The organism is Streptomyces sp. NPDC111744 (assembly GCF_055634995.1).
The window spans coordinates 79,122-100,617 of the sequence record NZ_JBVKCG010000004.1 but is presented as its reverse complement, the minus strand read 5'-3'; the positions used below and the strand labels follow the sequence as shown (position 1 = coordinate 100,617).

Here is a 21,496-nt window from a genome sequence, read left to right as displayed (position 1 = left end):
AGGCCGACGGGACCCGCCCCGCCTGTCCCTGCTGTGCCTACGCCTGCGGCAGTGACTCCCCCTGTACGGCCTGGATCTCCAGCTCCACCTTCAGTGTTGTACCGATGGCCGCGATGCCCGCCTGGACGACCTGGTTGTAGTTCATCGCGAAGTCCTCGCGGTGCAGCTCGGTCGTCGCACGGAACGCGGCCCGCGTGCCGCCCCAGGGGTCGGCGCCGGTGCCGAGGTAGGCGAGGTCGAGGTCGACGGGTCGTACGACACCGCGCATGGCCAGCTCGCCGTGGACCGTCCAGCGGTCGGAGCCGGCCGCCGTGAGACCCGTCGAGGTGTACGTGAGTTCGGGGTAGCGCTCGACGTCCAGGAAGTCGGCCGAACGCAGATGCGTGTCGCGCATACCGTTGCCGGTGTCGATGGAGGCGGCCCGGATGACGGCCTGGACACGGGACTTGGTGACGTCGTCGGGCGCGATCTCGATGGCCGCCGTGAAGTCCGTGAAACGGCCGCGGACGCTGGAGATGCCCAGGTGCTGGGCGACCGCGGCGACCGTGGAGTGCGCCGGGTCGACGGTCCACGGGCCGGGCGGCGGCAGCTCGGTGCCGCCCTGCCGGGCGAGCGTGACCGTGCCGACCTCGGCGCGGCCGCTGGCGGTGACGATGGCGCTGGAGGCGGCGGGCGCATAGCCCACGGCGGTGACGATGACGGTGTAGGCCCCGGGCGCGAGCGGATTCGGATCCCGTACCGTGCCCTCGTCGTCGGCCTCGGCGCGCAGCACCTGCGAGCCGGTCATGTCGGTCACCGTGACGACCGCGTGCGACACGGCCCATCCGTCCCGGGTGCGGATCCTCGCGGTCAGTCCCATCCCGAATTCTCCCTGAAAACCGATCTAGAGGCGTGAAAAGCCTTATAAATTGCGCGGATTGCGAGCGGCCCGGGGCAGCCGATGAACCATCGCTGCCCCGGGCCGGGGTGAACTACTCGCCGGGGTGGGAGAGTTCGATGTCGTGCCCGTCGACACCGGCGCCGGTGACGTTGAGGGCCGTGGCGACCGGCGGGTAGCCCGTGGCGATCACGGTGTAGTCACCGCCGTCCAGGTCGGCGAAGGCGTACGCGCCGTCCACGCCGGTGGTGGCCGTGCCGACCACGTTGCCGGCCGCGTCCACGAGGGTGACGCGGGCGTCGGCCAACGGCCCGTGCGGGGCCCGTACGACACCCTGCAGCTGGGCGCCGGCGTCCAGGTCGACCTCGATCCGGGTGACCCCGGTGGTGCCGATCTCGACCGGCAGGGCGCGGGGGCGGTACCCGGCAGCGTTCACCGCGACCGTCACCACACCCGGCACCAGCTCGCCGAAGACGAACTGGCCCTGCTCACCGGTGGCCGCGGTGGCCAGCAGGTCGCCGCGCACGTCGGTGACGATCACCATCGCGTCCTTGACCGGCAGCGCGCTGCCCGCGCCCCGTACCACGCCGCTCAGCCCGCTGGTGCCGCTGAGCAGGATGTCGTACGACAGCGGGTCCTCGCCCACCACGACGGTGGAGGCCTGCGGCTGGTAGCCGTCGGCGGAGGCGATCAGCACATACGAACCCGCGCCGGGCGCGTCCAGCCGGTAGGAGCCGTCGTAGGCCGCGACCGAGCGGCCCAGCTGGCGGCCGGAGAGCGAGATGAGGGTGACCGCGGCCTGGGGGACCGGGGCGCTCTCCGCGCCGCGGACGAAGCCGTGCACGGGGGTGCCGCCGGAGCCCGCCGACTGCTCGGGGGCGGCGATGGTCGCCACGGCGGCGAACTGCCGGGTGGCTTCCGGAGCGGCTTCCGTGGTGCTGCTCACGACCGGGGCGGCCCAGCTGGGGACCGTCTCCTCGGCGGGAGCCGGGACGGCAGCGGCGGCGGCCGGGGCGGCCTCGACGCCCTGCTCCTCGGCGGCGGCCTGGGCGAGCGCGCCCTTGGTCCTCAAGGGGACCTCCTTGATGAACAGGCTGATCAGGAACGCGAGGGCCGCGAGGCCGGCGGCGATCAGGAAGACGTCGGCGATGCCGTGCCCGTAGGCGCTCTCCATGAGGGTGCGCAGCGGGGCCGGCAGCTTGCTCAGGTCCGGGAGGCTGTCGCTGGACGAGCTGGAACCGGCCAGGGCGGCCTGGTACTTGTGCGGGAGGGCGGCGGCGCCCTCGGTCACGTAGTGCGTGATCCGGTGGGCCATCACCGCACCCAGCGCGGAGACGCCGACCGCACCACCGAGGGAACGGAAGAAGGTGACCGTGGAGCTGGCCGACCCGAGGTCGGAGGGCTCGACCTGGTTCTGCGTGCACAGCACCAGGTTCTGCATCATCATGCCGATGCCGAGACCCAGCAGCGCCATGAAGATCGCCATCTTCCAGTACGCCGTGTCGTACCGGATGGTCCCGAGCAGGCCGAGGCCGGCCGTCACGAGCACGCCACCGCTGACCAGCCAGGCCTTCCAGCGGCCGGTGCGGGTGATGAACTGCCCGGAGACGGTGGAGGAGACGAACAGACCGCCGATCATCGGGATCGTCAGCACGCCGGACATCGTCGGGGACTTGTCGCGGGCCAGCTGGAAGAACTGGCTGAAGAAGACCGTGCCGGTGAACATCGCGACACCGACGAACAGGGAGGCCAGCGAGGCCAGCGTGATGGTGCGGTTGCGGAACAGCCGCAGCGGGATGATCGGCTCCTTGGCCTTCGACTCGATGAGCACGAAGATCAGGCCGAGCACGATCGAACCGCCGATCATGGCGTACGTCTGCCAGGAGATCCAGTCGAACTTGTCACCGGCGAAGGTGACCCAGACCAGCAGTAGCGAGACGGCGGCGGCGACGAAGAACGCGCCGGACCAGTCGACCTTGACGTCCCGCTTCACGACCGGCAGGTGCAGGGTCTTCTGCAGCACGATCAGCGCGACGACGGCGAAGGGGACGCCGACGTAGAAGCACCAGCGCCAGCCCAGCCACGAGGTGTCGGTGATGACACCGCCGAGCAGCGGGCCGCCGACGGTGGCGACGGCGAAGGTCGCGCCGAGGTAGCCGGAGTAACGGCCGCGCTCACGCGGCGAGATCATCGCGGCCAGGACGATCTGGGCGAGGGCGGACAGACCGCCGACGCCGACGCCCTGGACGACACGGCAGGCGATCAGCATGCCGGCGTTCTGCGACAGACCGGCGGCCGCGGAACCCAGGACGTAGATGACCAGGGCGATCTGGACGAGCGCCTTCTTGCTGTACAGGTCGGACAGCTTGCCCCACAGCGGGGTGGTCGCGGTCATGGCCAGCAGGGACGCGGTGACGACCCAGGTGTAGGCGGACTGGCCGCCGCCCAGGTCGGTGATGATATGCGGCAGGGCGTTGGTGACGATCGTGGAGGACAGGATCGCCACGAACATACCGAGCAGCAGCCCGGATATCGCTTCCATGATCTGCCGGTGCGTCATCGGGGCCTGCTCGAGGGAGCCTCCCCCGTGCTTGGCATGGGCCCGCACACCGGCTGGTGTGGTCGTTGCCATGGGCTTCCTTTTCTAATGTCTTACGCGGGTGTACGGGTGGTCGGTTCGAGTACGGGGGTGGTGGGGGCGCGGGCGGCGGAGACGACCGTGGCCGTGGTGGCGGACCTGGGGGCCCCCGGGACCGGCATGGCCGGGGCCGTCGCGGTCAGGCGGGGATGGGCGGTCCGGCAGTCACCGAAGCTGTCCCGGAGCCGGGTCATCAGCCGGATCAGCTGGTCGACCTCCTCGTCGCTCCAGTCGCTCAGCCGCTCGGTGAGCAGCTCGGTGCTGCGCCGGGACAGGTCCCGGAGAGTGGCCTCGCCCGCGGGGGTGAGGTGCACGATGCGGGACCGCTTGTCCGCCGGGTCGGGGGCCCGCTCGATCCAGCCGCGCTCGGCGACATGCGCCACGTGCCGGCTGGTCACGGACATGTCCACGGCGAGCAGCTCGGCGAGCTTGCTCATGCGCATGGATCCGTAGCGGCCGAGCAGCGTCAGCACGGCCGCGGAACCGGCCGGGCATTCGTGCGGCAGGATCCGCGCGAGGTCCCGCTTCACAGCTCCGACGGCGCTGAGCTGACGCGCCAGCTCCTCGAACTGCGCCTGCTCCGCCATCACACCTCCCGTATTCGTTGCTTGGGGCAACCATAGATCTGCTTGGTTGCCGCAGGCAAATAAGTGGGCGGGGATGGGGACAAAAACTTGGCAAAGGCAAGTATTGCGAACGTAAGCACCCAGGTGGGATTGGCCGTCCTTCCGGGTGGCCCCCCCACTTGGGCCACACCCCCGGATTCGCTAGTGTCTCGGGGCATGGCTAACACCCAGGGCCCCCAGGGCAACTACGACCCCGCCGGCAACACCCAGATGTTCCGCGCGTTCGTCGACGAGGCCCCGCAGACCTCCCAGCAGACGGCATCCACCTCCTCTTCCGGCGGCCCCCGCATCGGCCTGATCCTCGGCATCGTCGCCGTTGTGGTCGTGGTGGCGGCGGTGGCCTGGCTCGCGCTCAAGTAGTCACCCGGCGCGACGAAGAACCCGGGGTCTCGTGCCCCGGGCCTTCGTCGTGCCCGTGTACGACTGGAAGTCGCCCGGGGCGCACTGCGTCAGCTCCAGTCGACCGCCACGACCCGGGTCTCGATATGCATGCCCAGGGGTACGCGCCAGTCGTCCACGCAGACCTTCCAGGTCTTGCTCGTACGGGAGGTGGGCGCGACCGGGACCGGCAGCGACTCCGTCGAGCTGATCGTCGCCCAGTCGATGCCCAGCAGGCCGATGATGTGCGTGCCGAGGGTGATCGTGCCGGAACGGACCGCCGTACCGCCCGAGTTGCGGAACTCGACCGTCACCTTCTCGCACCACCGCTTGTCCGTGGGCTCGCGGGTGGGGGCGCTCCAGGTCAGGGCGGCGGGTGAAGTGGCGGGTGAAGTGGCGGGCGAAGTGGTCGTGGGCTGTGCTGAGTTCGGCGCCGGTCGGTCGGATCCCCGGGATCGCGAGGGCGACGGGGATGAGACCGCGGGACCGGAAGCGGAGTCGGCCGCCGTGGGGGGCCGGCCGCGTTCCGTGGATGGCGAGCCGGCTTTCGCCGAAGGCGACCCGTGTGCCGTCCCCGCCGAGGAGCCGTCCAGCGGAACCAGCGTCACCGATCCCGTCGGTCTCGACGACATCCCCGGCATCCGCGGTGAGGCGCCTGCCGCTCCCACCGCCGTATAGCCACCGCTGCCACCCCCTCCGCACGCCGTGAGTGCCGAGGCCAGGCAGACGGCGGCCGCCGACGCTGCCGTGACGGCGGCTCGGCGGCCACTCGGTGTCCTACGGAGAAGCATCGCGCCAGTGTGGCTGACACCCCGTCAGTAAGGAACCCTCGGAGCGGGTTCAGTCCGAGATCAGGCCCTCGCGGAGCTGGGCCAGGGTGCGGGTCAGCAGGCGGGAGACATGCATCTGGGAGATGCCGACCTCGTCGCCGATCTGGGACTGGGTCATGTTCGCGAAGAAGCGGAGCATGATGATCCGACGCTCGCGGGGCGGGAGCTTGGCCAGCAGCGGCTTCAGCGACTCGCGGTACTCGACGCCCTCCAGGGCCGTGTCCTCGTAGCCCAGGCGGTCGGCCAGCGAGCCCTCGCCGCCGTCGTCCTCGGGGGCCGGGGAGTCGAGGGAGGAGGCGGTGTAGGCGTTGCCGACGGCCAGGCCGTCGACCACGTCCTCCTCGGACACGCCCAGGACCGCGGCCAGTTCGGTGACCGTCGGGGAGCGGTCCAGCTTCTGGGAGAGCTCGTCGCTGGCCTTGGTGAGGGCCAGCCGCAGCTCCTGGAGGCGGCGCGGGACGCGGACCGACCAGGAGGTGTCCCGGAAGAACCGCTTGATCTCGCCCACGACCGTCGGCATCGCGAACGTCGGGAACTCCACGCCCCGTTCGCAGTCGAAGCGGTCGATCGCCTTGATCAGGCCGATGGTGCCGACCTGGACGATGTCCTCCATCGGCTCGTTGCGGCTGCGGAAGCGGGCCGCCGCGTAGCGCACGAGGGGGAGGTTGAGTTCGATCAGGGTGTCCCGGACGTAGGCACGCTCGGGGCTGTCCTCTTCGAGTGCGGCAAGGCGCAGGAACAGGGAGCGGGACAGGGTGCGGGTGTCGAGGTTTCCCGAGGCCACCGGGAGTTCCGGGGTCGGCGGGGTCTCCAGCGCCGGGGCGCCGTCGATGCTGTCGAGCACGTCGATGGCGTCGAGCTCCTTGGGCGCTGCCTCGCTCTTCGTGAGCGTAAGCACCTTCGAGCTGCCCTGGTCTGCGGACATGCCACCCCCTTTGGGTCGCGGGACGGTCGCGGCGACGCCCCTCACGAGGAACGGCGCCTTCACCTGAATACCGGAGCCGAAGCCCCGGCAAACGCGCTTCCCGCAGAATGTCACATGTCGGCAACACGCTGTAGTGACATGTCGACATGGGAGATGTGAATCCGCCCTGGATGCAGGGGGTCTGACGCTATTTCGACCCCCAACTGTCGGGAAGGGCCCTGGTGAGCGATTCGCTCGCGACGGTGATGGCTCGATCCTGCTTGCGGTTATGGTCGCGCAAAGTCATCCGGGGCGTGTCTCGGACCGGTAACGGGTCCTGCTGCGGGGGCTGTGCCGGCGCGTGCGGCAGGCCTTGCGGCGGCGCATGCGACGGCGCATGCGAGGGCGCATGCGGCAGACCTCGCGGAGGCGTTCGCGGTGCGGCTCGCGCCCGGGTCAGGCCTCGATGCGGTTCGCCGAGCGCAGCCGCTGGAAGCTGCGGGCCAGGAGGCGGGAGACGTGCATCTGGGAGACGCCCAGTTCCGCGCTGATCTGTGACTGGGTGAGGTTGCTGTAGTAGCGCAGGAGGAGGATCCGCTGCTCGCGCTCGGGGAGTTGGACCAGCAGATGGCGGACCAGGTCGCGGTGCTCCACACCGTCCAGAGCGGGGTCCTCGTAGCCGATGCGGTCCAGCAGGCCCGGCAGGCCGTCGCCTTCCTGGGCGGCCTCCAGGGAGGTCGCGTGGTACGACCGGCCGGCCTCGATGCAGGACAGCACCTCCTCCTCGCTGATCCGCAGCCGTTCGGCGATCTCGGCGGTGGAGGGGGAACGCCCGAAGGCGGTGGTGAGGTCCTCGGTCGCGCTGTTGACCTGGACCCACAGCTCGTGCAGCCGGCGCGGGACGTGCACGGTGCGCACGTTGTCCCGGAAGTAGCGCTTGATCTCGCCGACGACGGTCGGCATCGCGAAGGTCGGGAACTGCACGCCCCGGTCCGGGTCGAAGCGGTCGATGGCGTTGATCAGCCCGATGGTGCCGACCTGGACGACGTCCTCCATCGGCTCGTTGCGGGAGCGGAAGCGGGCGGCCGCATAGCGCACGAGCGGGAGGTTCGCCTCGATGAGCGCCGAGCGCACCCGGTTGTGCTCCGGGGTGCCGGGCTTGAGCTCCTTGAGCTGGCCGAAGAGCACCTGGGTCAGCGCCCGGGTGTCGGCGCCCCGCCGCTTCTCCGGGGTCGGGGCGGGCGCCTGTGCGGGGGTCTGGGCTGGGGGCTCGGCTGGGGGCTCGGCAGAGGGGTGAGTAGGGGCGGGCGCCTCTTCCTGGGGCGGCGCGGAACTGGCCGACACGTTCAACGCCACCTCTTCATCGGTCAATCATCCGTCAAAAGCGGTCATAGCATCACAAGACATGTGCATCGTGCGCAAGCACCCCATAAAGCCGTGTTGAGGGTGAAAATCGGCAACTTTGGGCATAAGGCGCAGAAAGGCCCCCCGCCGTTCCCGGCGGAGGGCCTGTATCCAGAAGGTGCCGTACGGCTCTCCGGAAGGCGCCGCATGGCTCAGAACTCGTAGTCGGCGATCACCCACGTGGCGAACTCGCGCCACTGCGCGGCGGCCGCCTGGTGGGCCGGGTGCTCCAGGTACCGCTTCAGCGCGTCCCCGTCCTCGACGGCCGAGTTGATCGCGAAGTCGTGGGCGATGGGGCGCTCGGTGATGTTCCAGCCGCACTCCCAGAAGCGCAGGTCGTCGATCTGGTCGCCGAGCGCGGCGAAGGCCTCGGCGCCCGCGACGGCTCGTGGATCGTGGCGCTCGACGCCCTCGTTGAGTTTGAAGAGGACCAGGTGGCGGATCATGGATGCTCCCGGGGGTGGTGCGCTATTTGGCTCCGTTGGCGAGCCAGGTCATGAACGATCCGATGGCCTTGGCCGCGTCCGAAATGCCCTCGAAGCCTATCTGGACGTAATCGGCCGCTTTGGCCGGGTCTGTGATGATCACGTAGAGCGCGAAGACCACGAGCACGTACGTGGCGATCTTCTTGGCATTCACCGCCACCGCGGCCTCCCCTGTGCCTGCCTCTGCCGGCGTGTCTGCGTAGCCTGTGGACCCTGCTGCCGGCCGCGAGTGTAACCTTCACGCCCCCCTCGGGGACCAACGGCCCGCTGGTCGAGGCCCGTTGCCCGGTCGCGGGGCGCGGCCGGGGGCGCGCGAGGGAGATATGCGAGGAGGATGCGCCCCGCAGTGGACGCAGAAGCCCCGCAGTGGACGCAGAAAGGGTCCCGTCTTTCGACGGGACCCTTTTCCAGCGGTAGCGGAGGGATTTGAACCCTCGGTGACTTGCGCCACACTCGCTTTCGAGGCGAGCTCCTTCGGCCGCTCGGACACGCTACCGAGGGAGACCTTACAGCACGGGGGGCCGTGCCCTGAAATCGGTATTCGGGGGCCCGGGGCAGGCCTCAGCGGTCACGGAAGAATTCCGTGAGCAGTCGCGCGGATTCCTCGGCCAGGACGCCCTCGACGACCTCGGGGCGGTGATTCAGGCGCCGGTCGCGCACGACGTCCCAGAGCGAGCCGGCGGCGCCGGCCTTCTCGTCGCGGGCGCCGTAGACGAGCCGGTCCACACGGGACTGGACCAGGGCGCCCGCACACATGGTGCAGGGCTCCAGCGTGACCACGAGGGTGCAGCCGGTGAGCCGCCACTCGCCGAGCGCCGCGGCTGCCCGGCGCAGGGCGAGGACCTCGGCGTGCGCGGTGGGATCGCCGGTGGCCTCGCGTTCGTTGTGCCCGGTCGCGAGGACCGTCGTACCGTCCGGGCCGTCGGGGGACAGCACGACGGCGCCGACGGGGACGTCCCCGCCCCGGACGGCCTGTCCGGCCTCGTCCAGGGCGAGCCGCATCGCGGCCCGCCAGCGGTCGCGTACCGGGTCGGCGGACCCGGTTGCCTCGTGGAAGGTCAGCGGACGGTCTCCAGGACCTCGGCGGCCCCCAGAGCCTCGGCGATCTCGCTGAGCGCGTCGTCGCTGAGTGCCAGCAGCTCCTTCGCGCTCACGCCCAGGTCGTCGAGGATCCTGTTGTCGCCGACCGGGCCGGACGGCATGGCGGACATGTCCGTGTCCGTGTCCGTGTCCTCGTCGTCCTCGGCCTCCGGCTCACCGTCCTCGGTGCCGTCGAGGTCGAGGGCGTCCAGGTCGTCGTCTGCGTCCTTGGGCTCCCTTCCGAGCAGTTCGTCCGTGAGCAGGAGCTCGCCGTACGAGCTGCGGGCGGCGGCGGCGGCGTTGGAGACGAAGACCCGGGGGTCCTCCTCGCCGTCGACGCGCACGACGCCGAACCAAGCGTCTTCCTGCTCGATGAAGACGAGCACCGTGTCGTCGACGTCGGACGCCGATTCCCGGGCCAGGTCGGCCAGGTCCGACAGGGTCTCCACATCGTCGAGCTCTGTGTCGCTCGCTTCCCACCCGTCTTCGGTGCGCGCGAGCAGTGCGGCGAAGTACACCGTGACTCTCCCACTGGTCTTAGGCGTGCCGGTTGGGGGTCCCCCCGGCGGAGGTTTTGGGCGGGAGAGCTGTGCTCCGAGTCCCACCCACTCGGAATCGTGGCAGAAACAAGGCGTCCAGGGGACGTCTTCGGCTCCCTGTGTCTGGCAGTTTTGATCGCACGTATGCAAAGAAGCGTCCAGGTGCCCGCGTACGGAATCACCAGCGCACTCGTTGCCGCCACCTGCGGATCGTACGCGGGTTTTCTCGCGGTCCACGCACGGCCTTCCCCATGACGGACCGCAACGCGCCACAAGCAGTGGATCTTTGTCGAAGGATCGGCTTTACGACTCTTGGCGTTCTTACGGTTTTACCGACTCCTACCAGCGGAACGTCCGCATACGCATGGCGTGCCGCAGTCGGGCCGTCTTGACGCGGCGGGGCTGGACCCGGTCGCGCAGCGCCCTGGCCTCGGCGAGGTCGCGCAGGAACCGGGCCCGGCGGCGGCGCCGCTCGGCCTCCGTCTCGCCCTCGGGCGCGCCGTAGGCGCGGTCGGGCTGTTCAGGTAGCTCAGGCAGGTCAGGCAGATCAGACACGGTTACACCACCCCAAGTCCGGTCACTCCCACTTTCCCCCGGACGGGGGGTTTGATGCCAGCGCGGGCCAGCGCGAGGTGTACGCGGACGCGGTTACTGTTATGGGCATGCGTCTCCACGTCGTCGACCACCCCCTGGTCGCCCACAAGCTCACCACCCTGCGCGACCAGCGCACCGACTCCGCGACGTTCCGTCGGCTCGCCGACGAACTGGTCACTCTGCTCGCCTACGAGGCGACGAGGGACGTACGGACCGAGGCCGTCGACGTCCGGACCCCGGTCTCGCCCACGACCGGCGTCAAGCTCGCCCGTCCCCGCCCGCTGGTCGTGCCGATCCTGCGGGCCGGACTCGGCATGCTGGACGGCATGGTCCGGCTGCTGCCGACCGCCGAGGTGGGCTTCCTGGGCATGATCCGCAACGAGGAGACGCTCCAGGCGTCCACGTACGCCTCACGGATGCCGGAGGACCTCTCCGGGCGTCAGGTGTACGTCCTGGACCCGATGCTGGCCACGGGCGGCACGCTGGTCGCGGCGATCCGTGAACTCATCAAGAGGGGCGCGGACGATGTGACGGCGGTGGTCCTGCTGGCCGCGCCGGAGGGCGTCGAACTCATGGAACGGGAACTGGCGGGAACGCCGGTCACCGTCGTGACGGCGGCGGTCGACGACCACCTCAACGAGCACGGCTACATCGTGCCGGGGCTGGGCGACGCGGGCGACCGCCTGTACGGGGCGGCGGAGTAGGGACCGTTCGTCTAGGCGCCGTAGGGGTGCGGGTGGGTCCGTCGGGCTGGTCGGCCCACGCGGCGGAGCCGCAGATGGACACGGCCGCGCGTCGCGTTGGGTTGGCTGTCCCCGGATGGTGTTCCGTCCGCTGGCTGCTCTGACCTCCGCAGTGGCGATCGGCCGGGTCGGCGGTGTTCGGCGGTGCCGGATCGTGCTGCGGGATCGTCGTGACTGGTCCCGCCCACGCCGTGGAGCCGCAGATGGACACGGCCGCGCGTCGCGGCTGTCCTGGGCGGCGTTCGGCCGCCACGGCGGCTTTGGGCTCTCAGCAGCTCTTCTTCGAAGTCGATGCCGTCGGCTTGGGGTTCGAGAGGGCTGTGATGGCCTGCGCGGCGGTTGCCTGGGGCGTCAGGGTCTTGAACGTGTCGCCCAGGATCAGGTCCACGGCGGCGCCCTTGCGGCCCGCCTCCGTGCGCTGGTCCGGTGCCGTGAGCTGCGTGGCCAGTACCGGCAGGGACGTGTGCAGGGCCGAGGCCGGGCCGAGCAGTATCGCCGTGCCCTTGACCTTCGCGTCGAACTTCGCCGGCGCGTTGCCGACGTCGCCGATCCTGAAGCCTCGCTTCTTGAGTTCGTCCGCGGTGTCCTTGGCCAGGCCCGTGCGGGTCGTGGCGTTGTAGACGTTCACCGTGATCTGGGCCGGCTTCGGCAGCGCCGCCGTCGACGTACCGGACGCCGGACCCGGGCTCGCGGCGGCCTGCTTGACGCACGCCGTGGCACCGGCCGCCGCTGCCTTCTTGTCGCCGCCCGTGAAGACGTCGATGAGCTGCAGGGTGCCCCAGCCGGCCAGGCCGAGTGCGGTGACGGAGGCGACCACGGAGAGGACGAGCCGGGCACGCCGCCGGCGCGGGCGCATGCGAGGGTATTTGTCCCCTGTGATCCGGTACTGGCCGCCCATGCCGGGGGGAGTCAGCATGCTCATGAGCGCAGCGTAGTGCGCCGCGGGTGCGTTGACTAATAGATGATCATCCGACGTCGCACGGTCCGACCCGAAAGGGGCAACCGGCGCGGAACGGCGGGTGGCGAGCGGGTGTCGGCCGACTCGGTCGTGTCGGCCGAGCCGGTCGCGTCAGCCGAGTTCGAGCACGCGCGCGTGCAGCACCTGGCGCTGCTGCAGGGCGGCGCGGACCGCGCGGTGCAGCCCGTCCTCCAGGTACAGGTCGCCCTGCCACTTCACGACATGCGCGAAGAGGTCGCCGTAGAACGTCGAGTCCTCGGCGAGGAGGGTCTCCAGGTCGAGCTGCCCCTTGGTCGTCACGAGCTGATCGAGGCGGACCGGGCGCGGTGCGACGTCCGCCCACTGCCGGGTGCTCTCCCGGCCGTGGTCGGGGTACGGCCGGCCGTTTCCGATGCGCTTGAAGATCACACGGAAAGCCTACCGGTCCAGACGTTCCGGGCGCAGCCATGGAGACCGAGTGCGACGCTGGAAAAGACACCGTAAAGGTCATCAAAAGGGCAAAACGGAACAGGGGTCCGATGATGAGTGCCGGTGAAGCCGCCGCAACCGGTGACCCGCCCCCGGCCGTCGCCGCGATCGCCTCCGGGTACGCCTTCACCGGTCAGGCCCTGGACCTCGGCGCCCTCCTCTGGGACGGGCGGTGCCACCCCGACGCGCCGATCCGCATCCCGCTCCCCATGCTCAACCGGCACGGCCTGGTCGCCGGCGCCACCGGCACCGGCAAGACCAAGACGCTCCAGCTGATAGCCGAGCAGCTCTCGGCGCAGGGCGTCCCGGTGTTCCTGGCGGACGTCAAGGGCGACCTGTCCGGCATCGCCCGCCCGGGGCGGATGGACGAGAGGGTCCAGGGCCGGACGGGTGACGCCGGGCAGGACTGGACCGCGACCGGTTTCCCCACCGAGTTCCTCGCGCTCGGCGGCCTCGGCCACGGCATCCCGCTCCGCGCCACGATCACCAGCTTCGGCCCGGTCCTGCCGTCCAAGGTGCTCCAGCTCAACCAGACCCTGGAACAGTCCTTCGGTTCAGGTCCCTCGCCCGTTCGGTGGGCACCCAGCTCGGCAGGGAGATCACCCGGTCGCTGTTCGGTGCGGCGCGCAGACGCAGGTAAGCCGTGTGAGACCGGTGAGCTGGTGAGCCGGGCGGCCCGCACGGGCCGCCCGGCTCCGCCTGAGGGATCAACCGCGTTTCTGCTCCTGGGGCCGCGGCCTCGGCGGCTCCGCCACCTTCGCCTCCGCCATCGGCTTCGGCGCGCTGCGGACGGCCTCCGCGCGCAGCAGGGCGCGCAGGACCGCGTACGGGTCTGAGGACATGACTGTGTTCCTTGTTCCTTGCGTAGTGCTGACTGACCTCGGGGAGTGCGGGACCGGTCGGTCGGATCAGCAGCGCAGGACCACGGTGCGCAGCAGGGGCGTGGCGTACGGCGGACGCGGTGCCGTCGGGTACGGGCGGTGGCGGTCCGCCGGGTCGGCGGGCGCCGCGTCGGGGAGCGGCGCGGGGCGCTGGGGTACGTCGGCATGGTGGACGGCGCGGGCGGGGAGCCGTAGCGGAGTGTCGAGGACGTCGTACCCGGCCGTCTCGGCGGAGGCGGCCGGCGGTGTCGCCGTGAGGGCCTCGGCCGCCGTCGGAGCGCCGGTCAGCAGCAGGGCGAGCAGCAGTACGAGCGCCCGCAACCAGGCGTGTCCTGGCTGCGGGCGACCGAAGGGGGTACCGCTGCTCATGGCGGTCATCTCCCCACGCGACGGACGGTGTTCATCGCGCCGGGCGCGAGATCCGCTCGCTCGGCGTACCGGTGAGGCGCGGGGTTGACGTTGTTCACACGACCTGCGGGATGTGCTTGGCCCGGCTGTGGATGCCGAACGAGGAGATGATCTCGACGATGCCTACGACGACCAGCCAGATACCGGCGACCAGGGTCAGTACGGCGACCGACTGGAACGGCGAGACGATCAGCACGATGCCGGCGACGAAGGTGACGATCCCGAGGAAGACCATCCAGCCGCGGGCGGGCGTCCCGGGGTCGTGCAGGGCGGCGATGGTCTGGGTGATCCCGCGGATCAGCCAGCCGATCCCGATCCACAGGGCGAGCAGCAGGATCGACTCCAGCGGGCCGCGGAAGCAGAACAGACCCAGCAGGATCGACAGCGCGCCGCTGATGAATGCCAGCACGCGCAGCGAGGTCGTCTTGTGCGTGCCGAAGGCGGCGGCCAGCTGGAAGATGCCGCTGATCACCAGGTAGATACCGAAGAGCACACCGGCGGCGAGCAACGAGGCGCCCGGCCAGACGAGGACCAGGACGCCGAGGATCAGGGAGGCGATCCCGGTGACCAGTACGGTCTGCCAGGCGACCCTTGAAAGGGCGTGCAGGGGGCCCTCGAAGGGCGGTTCGGGCGCATGCCGGAAGGCGGAGGCGGAAGCCGAGGTGGAGGCCGAGGCGGAGTGAGCCGCGCGGTCGTCGTCGGCGGGGCCGGTGCTGGGAGGCTCGGTCATGCCTCCAGCTGAAACCGGCGGGGGCGGTCCTGCCAGCAGGGAGGCGCCGATCGGGTGGATGGGGAGGGGCGCCCCGGCCGGCTACTTCCCTCGGCTACTTCTCTCCGGCCTTCGCCGCCTTCGCGGCCGCCTTCATCTCCTGCTTGTGAGCCCGGACCTTCGCCAGCGACTCCGGCCCCGTGATGTCGGCCACGGACCGGAACGACTCCGCCTCCCCGTACGGCCCCGCGGCCTCCCGCCACCCCTTCGGCCGTACCCCCAGCTGCTTGCCCAGCAGCGCCAGAAAGATCTGCGCCTTCTGTTTCCCGAACCCGGGCAGTTCCTGGAGCCGCTTCAGCAGTTCCGCCCCGCTGTCGACGTCGCGCCAGATGCCCTCGGGGTCACCGTCGTAGTGCTCGACGAGGTACTGGCACAGCTGCTGGATCCGCTTGGCCATGGAGCCGGGGTAGCGGTGCACCGCGGGCTTCTCGGAGAGCAGCGCGGCGAACGCCTCCGGGTCCTGGGCGGCGATCTCGTGCGCGTCCAGGTCGTCCGTGCCCATGCGCTGGGCGATGGTCGCCGGCCCCTTGAAGGCCCACTCCATCGGAACCTGCTGGTCCAGGAGCATGCCGATGAGCGCGGCGAGCCTGCTGCGGCTGAGGAGTTCGTCGGCCGCGGGGTCCTGGGCGAGATGCAGAGTCGTGGTGTTGGTGTTGGTGCTGGCGTTGGCTTTGGCGTGCGCGTCCATGGCTCGATGATCCCGCGCCCGCACCCGCCCCGCGCGCCCGCGGTGACCGGGCCTGCGCCGCCTGGCCTTGGGCAGGGGACACGGGGTGACCATCAGGATGTATGGAGACGCCTGGGGTATCCCGCACCAGATATGGCGAGACGTTGCTTCGCGCTCCTCCAGACGTACCAGCCGGAGGCCTACCGCGTGCTCCGGCTTCGCGGAGTTCGCCGTGCACACCCTCGACCGGCCCGACAGGGCTTCGCACCCGGCCCCGCGGTCGTACTCCCGAAGTCGACCTCCCCGAACTCGGCCTCCCCGACGTCCGCCTCCCCGAAAAGCGCGCCCAACTGGCATTTCGCACCCGGGCGGTAGCCTTCCCGGATGCTGACCCCCGATGACCTGATCGCCCACTACGACCTGGAGCCGATCCCCCGCGAGGGCGGCCTGTTCCGGCAGACATGGGCGGGTCCCGAACGACCCGACGGCCGCCCCGAGGGCACCGCGATCGTCGCTCTCCTCACCGCCGACGACTTCTCGGCCCTGCACCGCCTGCCCACCGACGAGATCTGGCACCACTACCTCGGCGACCCCCTGAACCTCCTGCTCCTCGCCCCCGACGGCACCGCCCGCACGCCCGTCCTCGGACCGGACCTCCTAGGGGGCCAGCAGATCCAGCTCACCGTCCCGGCGGGCACCTGGATGGGCGCCCGGGTGGCGCCTCCCGGCGCCTGGACCCTCTTCGGCTGCACCATGGCCCCCGGATTCACCTTCGAGGGCTACGAACACGGCAACGCGGCCCACCTCACGGCGCGTTACCCGTCCGAAGCCGCCCGCATCACGGAACTCTGCCGTCCATGACCCACCTGCTGGACGGACAGATCGCCCTGGTCACGGGCAAACGAGCGGCGGTATCGGCCGGGCCGTCGCGCTACGCCTCGCGGAGGAGGGCGCGGCGGTGGCTCTGCACTGCCGTACGGCCGTCGCGGCGGCGCAGGAGGTCGCCTCGGCCATCGGTGACCGAGCGGTCGTCGTACAGGGCGACCTGACCGACGAGGCGGCCTGCCACCGGATCGTCCGGGAGGCCGCGGAGTGGGGCGGCGGCCGGCTGACCGCGCTCGTCAACAACGCGGCAGTACAACCCGTACAGCCCCTGCTCGGCATGACCGCGGCCGACTGGCGTGCGGTCGTCGACACCGACCTCGGCAGCGTCTTCGCCTGCACCCAGGCCGCCGCCGAGATCATGCGCGACCAGCCCGACGGCGGCACGATCACCCACATCGCCTCCATCGAGGCGACCCACCCGGCCCCCGGCCACGCCCACTACAGCACGGCGAAGGCGGCAGTGGTCATGCACGCGAGAGCGGCGGCCCTTGAGTACGGCCGCTTCGGCATCCGCGTCAACACGGTCTCCCCCGGCCTGATCGACCGGGAGGGCCTGGCGGACACCTGGCCGGACGGGGTGCGCAGATGGCAGGAGGCGGTACCGACGGGCCGCCTGGGCCACCCGGAGGACGTGGCGAACGCGGTGGTCTTCCTGGCCTCCTCGCTGGCCTCGTGGATCACCGGCCACGACCTGGTGGTGGACGGCGGGGCGTCCGCCCGGCCGACGTGGTGACTTCCCAACGCCAAGCCCCCACGTACCCCAGACCCGATGAGCGCTACACGCCCCCCATCCGTATGACCTATACCTATGAACGCGTGCTTCCGAACTCAGGACGGTGACGTGAGCGAAGAACACGACCGGCGGTGCACAACAACCCGCTGCAAAGCGGCTCTCCGCTCGCTCGCCCTGCTCGGCACCCTCCTCACCGCCCTCCTCCTCGCGTCGGCCGCCCCCGCCTCCGCGCACGCGACACTGCGCGGCAGCGACCCCGCCGACGGCGCCGTACTGAAGTCGTCGCCGCCGTCCGTCACCCTGACCTTCAGCGAGTCCGTCGGCCTGCTCGACGACTCGTTCCGGGTGTACGACCCCACCAACCACCGGGTGACCACCGGCGACCCCGAACACGGCGCCGCCGGCTCGGACACCGCCCGGATCACCTTCCCGAAGAAGCTCGGCACCGGCACGTTCACCGTGGCGTGGCGGGTCGTGTCGGCGGACAGCCACCCCGTCTCCGGTGCCCTCACCTTCTCCGTGGGCAAACCGTCGGCGACCACGGCGGCGGTTCCCACCGGCCCGGCCGAGAACCCGGCCACCGCCAGCCTCTACAACATCGGCCGCTACGTCGCCTACCTCGCCGTGGCACTGCTGATGGGCAGCGTCGCCTTCATAGCCCTGTGCCGCCCCCCGGACCCGTCCCCCCTCCGCAGACCGATCCGGGTGGCCTGGTGGACCCTCCTGGCCGCCACCCTCTTCCTCCTCGTCCTCCGCTCCCCCTACGAGGAGGGCACCTCCCCGACGACGGCCCTCGACCTCTCCGCGCTCGCCAGATCCGCGACGGGCCGCCCCGGCCTGGCCCTGCTGGCCAGGATCGTCCTCCTGGCGATCACGGCAGGCCTCTACTCCTTCGTCCTCCGCGAGCGCGAGAAGGGACGCGGGCCGTCCCGCCCACTCCTCACCACGGCCGCCGGCCTCTCCGTAGCCCTGGCGCTGACCTGGGCGACGGCGGAACACGCCTCGGCCGGCCTCCAGGTACCCCTCGCGATGACGTCCTCGGTGCTGCACCTCCTGGCGATGTCGCTCTGGCTGGGCGGCCTCACCGCACTCCTCACCACCCTCTACCGGACCGCCGCCACCCCCCTCCCCGCCGCCGTCGTCACCCGCTTCTCCCGGATGGCCTTCGCCTCGGTGACGGTCCTCGTGGTCACCGGCGTGTACCAGTCCTGGCGCGGCCTGGGCTCCTGGCAGGCGCTCACCGAGACGACGTACGGCCGTCTCCTGCTCGTCAAACTCATCGCCGTGACTCTGCTGCTGGCGGCGGCCTCCCAGTCCCGCCGCTGGACGGCGAGGCTGGCGAGCACCCCGGCCGAGGCCGCGGCGACGGCCCGTGACCGCGTCCCGCAGACGGTCGGCGCGCCGCCTCCGGAGACCCCACCTACGTCGGAGGAGCCGACCCCCACGCCCAACCACCACCAGGCGCTGCGCCGCTCGGTCCTCGCCGAAGTCGCCGTCGGCGTCGCCGTCCTGGTCGTCACCACGATCCTGACCGGCACGCTGCCCGGCCGCGCGGCCGCCGAGGCGGCCGAGTCGGGGACGGAAACGGCCTCGGCCGGCGGTCTCCCGGCGACCTCCGTCTCGACGGTCCCGTTCGACGTGGGCACCCCGAACGGCCACGGCAAGGTACAGATCACCCTGGACCCCGGCCGGGTCGGCGCCAACTCCGTGCAGGCGGTCGTCCTCGGCCCCGACGGCGGCATCTCCGCCGTCCCCGAACTCCGCCTCTCCTTCACCCTCACCGCCCAGAAGATCGGCCCCCTCCCCGCCGACCTCACCGACCAGGGCGGCTATTGGGCGACCAACTCCGTCAACCTCCCGATCGCGGGCGAGTGGACGATGAAGCTGACGGTACGGGTGTCGGACCTGGACCAGGTGACGGTGGCGAGGAAGATACGGATCGCCGGGTGACGGGGCGGACACGTCGACCGGCTTCCCCCGACCGGTGGGGGTGGCTGGGGGAGGAGCGCGACATCGTGCCCGGTGAGGTATTGGCGGAGCACCGACTTCATTCGGGCGTGACGCCCATGACGCTGTGGATGCGGGAGAGCGTGAAGACGCGCTCGGCCTCGCGAAGGTGGCACCAGGCTTCGAGGTAGGGCGGGTCGAGCACGAGGCGGCTGAGGGTGCGCAGGGTCCGGCTGCCCGAGGCGGCGACGTACTCCACGGTGATCGACCAGCCCGCGTCGACGGCATGGGCGAGTTGGCGGACGTCGCTGTACGGCAGACGTTTCGCCCATCCTGCGACGATCTCCTCGGTGTCCGTGGTGAAGGGCTCTCCTCCGTCCAACGGCGCCGGTTCGGATGGGGATGCGGGCGGGGCGGCCAGCAGTCGGGTCGCCAAGGCGTTCAGGTCGGCGGTGGGCACCTCTGTCGCCGTCGCGGCAGCGATCCGGCTGCTGTCCCTCGCGCGGGTGCCGCGCGGAGCCGGCACCTTGGCGGCGGCCCGCCGGGGCGGGGCCTTCTCGACGCGTACCGTGCCCTCGGCCGTCTCGGCGACAGGGGAGTATCCCTCGGCCCGGAGCGCGGCGAGGGTCGTGTCGAGCGGGCTGCGACTGATCAGCACTGTCGGTGCCAGCTGTCGCAGTCCGAGCCTGGCGAGCCTGCGGTGGGCGGCGAGTTCGGCCAGGAGGGCGGGCTCGTCGCCGTGGAGGACGCAGGCGGCGGGGGCGATGCGCACGCGCCCGTGGCCGCGTGCGGTGTCGGTGATCAGGTACGCCAGAGGCTGCGGCAGCGCCCCGGCGGCGACAGCGGCCAGGTCGGCGGTGATGTCGGCAGGGGTACGGCCGACGTCCAGGGCCCGGCGGATGCTGCCGGCGTTGAAGCGCCACACGGATGCCGTGCCGCTGGTCTCCCGGTCGGCGACGGAGTCCAGGAGTGCGGCCAGCCGCGCGGACGGTGTGCCGGTGACGACGGCGGTGAGGTCGGCGCCGATCCGGGCCGTCGCGGTGGCTGACGGCAGCAGCCGCCGGCACTCGATGCCCAGCCCCTCCGTGTCGCCGGTCCGCAGATGGATGCCCAAGGCGGACAGGGCGCCGCGAGCGAGTACGCCGAGGATCTCGGCCTCACGGATCAGGGTGGCGAACGGTGTTCCGTCCGGGGACGACGAGTGGGCGAGCGGGCTGTGCCAGGCGACCAAGGGTCCCAGATCCAAGGTGGCCGTCGTACCGTGCCCTGCCGGAAGCTGTCCGGCTGCCGCCAACAGCCCGTGGCGGGCCTGCACGCAGCCATTGCAGGGCGGTGCTCCCGCGAGAGCGGGAAGCGCCTTGCCGTCCTCGTCACGTGCCTGGGCCGGGGTGAGCGGCAGGTTCCGCCATGCCTGAAGCAGTGTGGCGAACTGCTCCGGGGGTTCCTGCTCCGCCCAGGCGTCGTACGCCTCGGTGGGCGCCACACGATCGCCGTCCCGGCCCAGGAGCCCGGCGGCGTACGCGGTCTCCAGGGTGAGGCGTACGACGGTGTCGTCGGCCTGGGCGGCCTTGCCGAGCCGGGCCAGTTCACGTGCGCCGATCCCGCCGGACTTCAGCCGGGCCGGCGCGGTTCCCGAGCAGGCCGACAGGACCGTAACGGCATGGGCTGCGAACGCCGTGGCCGCGGCCGAAGCCTCGCGGTCCACCTCCTTCGGGGTGACAGGCGTCAGCCGGGGGAAAGGCGGTGCGGGCTCGAACGGGGCGTGCCAGCCGGGTCCGCGCAGTGCGCGCGCCACCTCGGCAGGCATGCGGGCCGGGCCATAGCGGTGACGGTCCTGGACCAGTAGCCCTCGGTCCAGTGCCCATCGCTCGCCCGGTTCGAGTCCGGGACCGGAACCGCTGAGCACGATGAACTGCGGCGGCCCCGGCACACCCTCCGCTCGGCCTTCGAGCAGCTTCCGGGTCGCCGCGGGAGCCTTCGCGACCACCGCGACAACCTGTTCCGGGTCGCTGTGGTGCTCCACCAGCGCGGCCAGTCGCCGCGCCTTGGCGCCCGGCGGCGCGACGCCCAGGGCCGCCAGCATGCCACGCAGCTCGTCGGAGGTCGTGCCCGCGAGCAGTTCCTCCAGCGGAGCATCCAGCCCCAGGGGTGCGTCCCATGCTTGCCGCAACGGTCCGGCCAAGAGGAGCTTCCCCGCGCCGTCCGGCCAGACCAGAGCATGATCGGCCAGTACCTTCAGCGCGGCGTCAAGTTCGTGCGAGGTTTCGTCGTCCACCGCCCCCAGCAGCTTCGCCAGGGCATCGTGCGACGCAGGTGCACCCAGCGCCGCCAGCGCCTCGGCCACCTGCAGGTGCGGCAGCGCGAGCCGCGGCAGGACCAGTGCGACCGACCCCGGGCGCTGAAGACGGTCCGCCAGTTCGCCCACCGAGCGGGGCTCTGGAGGGGACACGGCGTCCTGCCGTGTCCCGAGCACGCGTGCCAGACGATAGGCGTCGAGACTGCCTAGCCAAGTCGCCAGCGCAGATCGGGACTTCATGCGGGGTGCACCTCGTCGGACCAGGGGGCGTTGCAGCGGCCCCGGAGCCCCGGCGCCGGTTTCAAGGATGGCGTATCCCCGTGATCCCCGGATGCCGCATGGGGGCAGGGTCCCCCTGGCGGGCATTGGCGGCCCGTAGGCCGCCT

21 protein-coding genes, 1 tRNA gene and 2 pseudogenes are annotated in these 21,496 nt (G+C 71.2%); 6 read left to right on the top strand and 18 right to left on the bottom strand.

Annotated features, from left to right (window positions below):
- Positions 1 to 37 precede the first annotated feature (37 nt).
- The 3 genes from ACZ7OO_RS10630 to ACZ7OO_RS10620 all read right to left on the bottom strand — a co-directional run bounded on the left by ACZ7OO_RS10630 (position 38) and on the right by ACZ7OO_RS10620 (position 4,102).
- Positions 38 to 859 carry a YceI family protein gene (locus ACZ7OO_RS10630; protein WP_471503575.1) on the bottom strand — a complete coding sequence of 274 codons (822 nt, stop codon included), beginning with the start codon at positions 857 to 859 and terminating at the stop codon, positions 38 to 40.
- Between the two features lie 112 nt (positions 860 to 971).
- Positions 972 to 3,437 carry an MFS transporter gene (locus tag ACZ7OO_RS10625; protein ID WP_471504236.1) on the bottom strand — a complete coding sequence of 822 codons (2,466 nt, stop codon included), beginning with the start codon at positions 3,435 to 3,437 and terminating at the stop codon, positions 972 to 974.
- A 92-nt stretch (positions 3,438 to 3,529) separates the two neighbouring features.
- Positions 3,530 to 4,102 carry a MarR family winged helix-turn-helix transcriptional regulator gene (locus ACZ7OO_RS10620; protein WP_471503573.1) on the bottom strand — a complete coding sequence of 191 codons (573 nt, stop codon included), beginning with the start codon at positions 4,100 to 4,102 and terminating at the stop codon, positions 3,530 to 3,532.
- 195 nt (positions 4,103 to 4,297) lie between these two features.
- Here ACZ7OO_RS10620 and ACZ7OO_RS10615 point away from each other — a divergent pair, with 195 nt between their 5' ends.
- Positions 4,298 to 4,501, top strand: coding sequence for a hypothetical protein (locus ACZ7OO_RS10615; protein WP_352222616.1), 204 nt, complete (start codon positions 4,298 to 4,300; stop codon positions 4,499 to 4,501).
- A gap of 89 nt (positions 4,502 to 4,590) precedes the next feature.
- On the opposite strand, the gene ACZ7OO_RS10610 is transcribed toward ACZ7OO_RS10615, so the two are convergent.
- The 9 genes from ACZ7OO_RS10610 to ACZ7OO_RS10570 all read right to left on the bottom strand — a co-directional run bounded on the left by ACZ7OO_RS10610 (position 4,591) and on the right by ACZ7OO_RS10570 (position 10,307).
- Entirely contained in the window at positions 4,591 to 4,833 is a 243-nt protein-coding gene (locus ACZ7OO_RS10610; protein ID WP_471503571.1) for a hypothetical protein, read from the bottom strand.
- A gap of 526 nt (positions 4,834 to 5,359) precedes the next feature.
- Complete coding sequence (locus ACZ7OO_RS10605; RefSeq protein ID WP_471503569.1) at positions 5,360 to 6,274, bottom strand: RNA polymerase sigma factor SigF; 915 nt, start codon at positions 6,272 to 6,274, stop codon at positions 5,360 to 5,362.
- 435 nt (positions 6,275 to 6,709) lie between these two features.
- On the bottom strand, positions 6,710 to 7,597 hold the full coding sequence (locus tag ACZ7OO_RS10600) for an RNA polymerase sigma factor SigF (protein ID WP_471503567.1): 888 nt from the start codon (positions 7,595 to 7,597) through the stop codon (positions 6,710 to 6,712).
- Positions 7,598 to 7,809: 212 nt separating this feature from the next.
- Positions 7,810 to 8,103 carry a Dabb family protein gene (locus tag ACZ7OO_RS10595; protein ID WP_471503565.1) on the bottom strand — a complete coding sequence of 98 codons (294 nt, stop codon included), beginning with the start codon at positions 8,101 to 8,103 and terminating at the stop codon, positions 7,810 to 7,812.
- Positions 8,104 to 8,125: 22 nt separating this feature from the next.
- The gene (locus ACZ7OO_RS10590; protein WP_352222622.1) at positions 8,126 to 8,302 is read right to left on the bottom strand and encodes a hypothetical protein; all 177 of its coding nucleotides are present in this window, start codon (positions 8,300 to 8,302) and stop codon (positions 8,126 to 8,128) included.
- A gap of 251 nt (positions 8,303 to 8,553) precedes the next feature.
- A tRNA-Ser gene (locus ACZ7OO_RS10585) sits at positions 8,554 to 8,638 on the bottom strand.
- Between the two features lie 65 nt (positions 8,639 to 8,703).
- Positions 8,704 to 9,144, bottom strand: coding sequence for a tRNA adenosine(34) deaminase TadA (tadA, locus tag ACZ7OO_RS10580; protein ID WP_471503563.1), 441 nt, complete (start codon positions 9,142 to 9,144; stop codon positions 8,704 to 8,706).
- A 56-nt stretch (positions 9,145 to 9,200) separates the two neighbouring features.
- Positions 9,201 to 9,740, bottom strand: a complete 540-nt coding sequence (locus ACZ7OO_RS10575) for a tRNA adenosine deaminase-associated protein (RefSeq protein WP_471503561.1) — start codon at positions 9,738 to 9,740, stop codon at positions 9,201 to 9,203.
- Positions 9,741 to 10,100: 360 nt separating this feature from the next.
- A complete protein-coding gene (locus ACZ7OO_RS10570; protein ID WP_471504234.1) occupies positions 10,101 to 10,307 on the bottom strand; it encodes a hypothetical protein in 207 nt (68 codons plus the stop codon).
- 116 nt (positions 10,308 to 10,423) lie between these two features.
- On the opposite strand from ACZ7OO_RS10570, the gene upp reads away from it, so the two are divergent.
- Positions 10,424 to 11,059, top strand: coding sequence for a uracil phosphoribosyltransferase (gene upp, locus ACZ7OO_RS10565; protein WP_471503559.1), 636 nt, complete (start codon positions 10,424 to 10,426; stop codon positions 11,057 to 11,059).
- Between the two features lie 307 nt (positions 11,060 to 11,366).
- Here upp and ACZ7OO_RS10560 read toward each other — a convergent pair whose 3' ends face one another.
- Together ACZ7OO_RS10560 and ACZ7OO_RS10555 are read right to left on the bottom strand one after the other, a co-directional pair.
- Positions 11,367 to 12,020, bottom strand: a complete 654-nt coding sequence (locus tag ACZ7OO_RS10560) for a LytR C-terminal domain-containing protein (RefSeq protein ID WP_471503557.1) — start codon at positions 12,018 to 12,020, stop codon at positions 11,367 to 11,369.
- A gap of 147 nt (positions 12,021 to 12,167) precedes the next feature.
- On the bottom strand, positions 12,168 to 12,464 hold the full coding sequence (locus tag ACZ7OO_RS10555; protein WP_003955420.1) for a type II toxin-antitoxin system VapB family antitoxin: 297 nt from the start codon (positions 12,462 to 12,464) through the stop codon (positions 12,168 to 12,170).
- A gap of 113 nt (positions 12,465 to 12,577) precedes the next feature.
- Here ACZ7OO_RS10555 and ACZ7OO_RS10550 point away from each other — a divergent pair.
- Positions 12,578 to 13,078: pseudogene (locus ACZ7OO_RS10550) on the top strand (helicase HerA-like domain-containing protein); the annotation flags it as partial.
- Positions 13,079 to 13,432: 354 nt separating this feature from the next.
- Here ACZ7OO_RS10550 and ACZ7OO_RS10545 read toward each other — a convergent pair.
- The 3 genes from ACZ7OO_RS10545 to ACZ7OO_RS10535 form a co-directional block, all read right to left on the bottom strand.
- A complete protein-coding gene (locus ACZ7OO_RS10545; RefSeq protein WP_471503555.1) occupies positions 13,433 to 13,774 on the bottom strand; it encodes a hypothetical protein in 342 nt (113 codons plus the stop codon).
- Between the two features lie 94 nt (positions 13,775 to 13,868).
- Positions 13,869 to 14,543: an HdeD family acid-resistance protein gene (locus ACZ7OO_RS10540; RefSeq protein WP_471503553.1), complete on the bottom strand. Its 675-nt coding sequence runs from the start codon at positions 14,541 to 14,543 to the stop codon at positions 13,869 to 13,871.
- A 94-nt stretch (positions 14,544 to 14,637) separates the two neighbouring features.
- Positions 14,638 to 15,270, bottom strand: a complete 633-nt coding sequence (locus ACZ7OO_RS10535) for an HhH-GPD-type base excision DNA repair protein (RefSeq protein WP_471503551.1) — start codon at positions 15,268 to 15,270, stop codon at positions 14,638 to 14,640.
- Positions 15,271 to 15,636: 366 nt separating this feature from the next.
- Here ACZ7OO_RS10535 and ACZ7OO_RS10530 point away from each other — a divergent pair, with 366 nt between their 5' ends.
- The 3 genes and pseudogenes from ACZ7OO_RS10530 to ACZ7OO_RS10520 all read left to right on the top strand — a co-directional run bounded on the left by ACZ7OO_RS10530 (position 15,637) and on the right by ACZ7OO_RS10520 (position 18,817).
- Positions 15,637 to 16,110: a cupin domain-containing protein gene (locus ACZ7OO_RS10530; RefSeq protein ID WP_471504232.1), complete on the top strand. Its 474-nt coding sequence runs from the start codon at positions 15,637 to 15,639 to the stop codon at positions 16,108 to 16,110.
- Positions 16,107 to 16,867, top strand: a pseudogene (locus tag ACZ7OO_RS10525) (SDR family NAD(P)-dependent oxidoreductase). Before ACZ7OO_RS10530 ends, ACZ7OO_RS10525 begins: the two are co-directional and overlap by 4 nt.
- Positions 16,868 to 16,942: 75 nt before the next feature.
- Complete coding sequence (locus ACZ7OO_RS10520; protein ID WP_471503549.1) at positions 16,943 to 18,817, top strand: copper resistance CopC/CopD family protein; 1,875 nt, start codon at positions 16,943 to 16,945, stop codon at positions 18,815 to 18,817.
- Positions 18,818 to 18,914: 97 nt separating this feature from the next.
- On the opposite strand, the gene ACZ7OO_RS10515 is transcribed toward ACZ7OO_RS10520, so the two are convergent.
- A complete protein-coding gene (locus tag ACZ7OO_RS10515) occupies positions 18,915 to 21,350 on the bottom strand; it encodes a helicase-associated domain-containing protein (RefSeq protein ID WP_471503547.1) in 2,436 nt (811 codons plus the stop codon).
- Positions 21,351 to 21,496 lie beyond the last annotated feature (146 nt).